The 3821-nt window shown below is 38.3% G+C and carries 4 protein-coding genes; all 4 read right to left on the reverse strand.

Annotated features, from left to right (window positions below; genetic code table 11):
- Positions 1–1177: tetratricopeptide repeat protein (locus NJ959_RS27005; RefSeq protein WP_254014852.1), on the reverse strand; the 1177-nt coding region annotated here is incomplete at its 3' end.
- Complete coding sequence (locus tag NJ959_RS27010; protein ID WP_254014853.1) at positions 1178–2509, reverse strand: P-loop NTPase fold protein; 1332 nt, start codon at positions 2507–2509, stop codon at positions 1178–1180.
- A 161-nt stretch (positions 2510–2670) separates the two neighbouring features.
- Complete coding sequence (locus tag NJ959_RS27015) at positions 2671–3174, reverse strand: hypothetical protein (protein ID WP_254014854.1); 504 nt, start codon at positions 3172–3174, stop codon at positions 2671–2673.
- Positions 3171–3656: a hypothetical protein gene (locus tag NJ959_RS27020; RefSeq protein WP_254014855.1), complete on the reverse strand. Its 486-nt coding sequence runs from the start codon at positions 3654–3656 to the stop codon at positions 3171–3173. Before NJ959_RS27020 ends, NJ959_RS27015 begins: the two co-directional genes overlap by 4 nt.
- Positions 3657–3821 lie beyond the last annotated feature (165 nt).

The following is a 3821-nucleotide window of genomic DNA, read 5'->3' on the forward strand; positions in this document are numbered from 1 at the left end:
TAAGAACTAGGAGGGCATTATGATATGCTGCGATCGCTAATTCTAGATTTTCGGCGCGATTGCCCAAGACATGCTGCTGATAGCTGTTGCCCAAACTAACTAAAGATGCAGCTTCTCCACTGATATCTCCAATCTGGCGGGCAATTTCTATAGCCTCTTTGTGAAATAACTCGGCTTCTTTATATTGTCCCCGATCGTAGTAAAAATTACCCAATCTTCTTAGGCTATTCACTCTATCCGCTTTTAAATTTAGGTTTGTTTGTAGTGTAATAGCCTTTTGAAAATATTCAATTGCTTGCTCGATTTCCCACTGGCGATTTTCTGACTTGCCCAATATAACTTGATTGGTGTATGCTTGTCCAACACGATCGTATAGAGTTGCTAATAGAGGTGAGATTGCCTGAGATTTTTCTATTTTTTCGATCTGATTTATTTGTTCTAGTAACTCATCCAGGGGCAAATCGCTCAATTTTTCATAACTTATTATACCACCATCGCGAGTGTCAATACTTTTTACAGTAGTTTCTTCTCTCACCGGAGAAACAAACCTAAATACACCACTACGCCAACTCCAAAAGTCTGGAGATGCCATACTGAGGCGAGTTAAAATTTTCGGTGTTACCCACAAGACAATCGGATAGGGAAATGCCCGCAAACCTTCCCTTGTCCATTGCAAATAGCCAAAAAATTTATCTAATGGTGATTTTTCCTCTGTTTCCCACAGTGTCATTTCGGGAGCATCCCGATTTGGAAGAAATGGAGATTGTATTCTTGCTCCCCCCTTTGACAAGGGGGGCAGGGTGGGTAAAAACTTTGTCAAAAAAAGAGTATCTTTGCCAAAGTGGGATGCTCCCATCATTTCCTCTAAATCTGCCGCACCTGTGACTGTGATAACTCCTGATGCTTTTGGTAATTTTAATTGTGGTGTCTCATTGACTAATTCTTCTAATCCTCCCCGCAAACTGGGTTCTAATTGATTCAATCTTATTCGATAACTGGGAATCTCTGGTGCTAATTCTGCCTCATAGCGCCCAATCAGTTGATTTTGAAATAATCCCGGTTCACAAGAAGCAATCAGGAGCGTTAGGAATCCCTGACTTGCCTCAATTGTAGCGACAAGACTGTCATAACTATCTTCATTTGTCAGATTATCCTGAATATCTGAATTATCTAGCATTTACGCCCCCGATTTAATTAAACCACGACGTTCTAAAATTTCCTGTACAATCGGATTTACCCCAAACCACAAATCATCATTCCGATACTCCAAAATATATAAGGTATGTAGTAGATCTAAAAATGTTTGATCCATGCCATCTGCTGGTATATAATCGCGATATACCTGGAGGAGAATATCGAAGGCATTTTGCCCTAATGGTTCAGTATATTCAATTCTTAAATCTGTGACAGCCCTTTGAAAAATATCAGTGGTAATCTTAAGATCTTGATTTTCTGGTTTCCGCCTCAATTGCACTAAACAAAGTTTGCAACACTGACTAGCTAGGCGAATAAACTCCCGCAAAGCCCCGCCACTTTTCAGAATCAGCATCTGTGCCACTTGTGGTTCAATCAATTGACGTGGAATCCGTTTATATAAGATTTCTTCAAATACTTTTACTGATGCTTCTACAGGGACAGGATTAGGATTTTTAGCCTCGCCACGAGGAAAAAACTTGGTTGCCCACATAGACTGAATCCGGTTATTAGTGGCGTTACGAATAATTCCTCGCAGTGACATATCTCGTGTTGCTGCCATGGGAATTGTGTAGATAATTCGGAATTGTGGCTGAAATAGGGCACTGATATTATTGCGATAAACGCGATCCACTATTTCCAAATCTAGCTTGTCCAAATCGTCAATAACAACGAGAACTTCCTTGCCATATACTGCCTGAATTGCGATCGCAATATCATTAACTCTATCCACCAAATCTGAAATCCGTCTGGCAAATTCGGTGGCAATTTCTTCTCGGATTACAGAGTTAGCTTTTAAGGTTGCTTTGAGTTTAGCGAAAAACTTAGCAAACAAAGCATTAGCACCAACTTCACCACTAGTTTCTATTTCTAAGCTAGAATCAATGGAAGTGCTTTCTGTCCTGGTATGTTTACTAAACCACACATAAAACGCTTTTTTAGTTTTAGGGCTAATTTTTACACCACGATTTTCTGCTTCTTCCATCAGCTTAACTGCCATGGCAAAGAGAATATTTACATGATTTACATCGGACATTTCAATTAAGTCAGAAATCGAGAAGAAAACCACAAAGTAATTATCTCCCATTTCCCGACACAACTGTCCCAATAGTGTAGATTTTCCCGAACCACGATGACCTGTAAAGATAATTTTGTTATTATCTGGAGAACAGTCTTCTACCAATTGCTCTAATTCTTCCAATATTTCTGTTCCATACTCCACCCGAAAGCGATCTAGATCTTCTGGTGTTACTAGTGGCAATAACTGAAGATTCTGAAAGGCATTACGAAAGGATTCTAGACGGTAGTTAGTCATGGTTCAAGTACTGAAAGCAAAGCTAGTTCTTCTTTATTATCATACCCCATTTTAAAGGATGCGATCGCGCTGATAACTCCCCAAACTAAGATCGATAAAAGTCCCCACCACCTAGATAAAGGATGATACCCAATCTCCAGAGAGTGAGGTTTGCTCTTCCCTCATTTGGGAATTGCTGCCAGGAGGTAACGGAGGGCAGTATTAACAGCTTCTGCGCTTGTAAAAACTTCAGCCACATCTGGATCTAGTGTAACAGTTATATTGGTTTCACTTTTTAAATCATCTAAATAGAATTCTTCTGCTCTAATATACCAATCTATCCAGGCTTGAGGATCTTGTAATACACCTTCTAGTGAGTAATCTTCATACTTGATATCAGATTGCTCCAGATTGTCTAGTTGATGAATTATTTCTTTCCTTTCTTTGAATCCATCTTGGTTGGGATTTCCGGCATATTCATCAATAATTAGTTGGGATAAAACTACGTTTTTAAATCTCAATTGGCAAGGTTCGCTCCTTTGATGAGTACTGGATAAAGGATGACTTCCATATATTTCTAATCCAGATAGTATATGAACTATAATATCGCTACCAACAATATCGAATTTTTCTATGTTCGATTCGGTAAAATGTAGTTCATCAAAATATCCTTTGACAACAGTCATGGTTGAACCTTCCTTAAAATGGTCGTTAAGATTTTATCCTTGGGTATTTCAGAACCATCAGTTCTATAAAATTTAAGGTTAGCAAAACGTTCAAGCAATGGAATTTGTATCTCTCTAATTTGTAAGTCAAGGTGAACTAAATCGATTGATGGATTAATTTTAGTAAACTTATTATTTCTGGTGCCGCTGATAATTATTTCTCCTCCTATCTTTAATATCCGGGCTGCTTCAGGCAGATAATCTAAAATGCCATTACCACTTATCTCTTTAGGGATGTATGGATTGAAAACAATAATTTCATCGACCCTGTTATTAGGGATAAATGATAGTTTATCTATGATGATATCTGCTCTAATTCCTTTTTCGGCAATGCGATCTACATTGATATCACCTTCTACTTTAGCAGTTTTACCTCCAAATAGTTCTAGTACAAGTCTTTCTTGAGATTCTAGCAGATCTTTAGTATTGTTGGGTGTAAACAAAGTTATGATTGTAATAATTTTCTGCTCTAGTATTATATCAAGTGGTAGTTACAGTGATTTCAATTAGTTCACAAATATCTTATAATTCTGCGATCGCCCCGTTAAACAACAAAATGCTAGATCAAACCGCCACCCCCCTCCTAGACACCCTAAAAACCTGTGCCC

It is taken from the genome of Limnofasciculus baicalensis BBK-W-15 (assembly GCF_024178385.1).
Lineage (GTDB): Bacteria > Cyanobacteriota > Cyanobacteriia > Cyanobacteriales > Coleofasciculaceae > Limnofasciculus > Limnofasciculus baicalensis.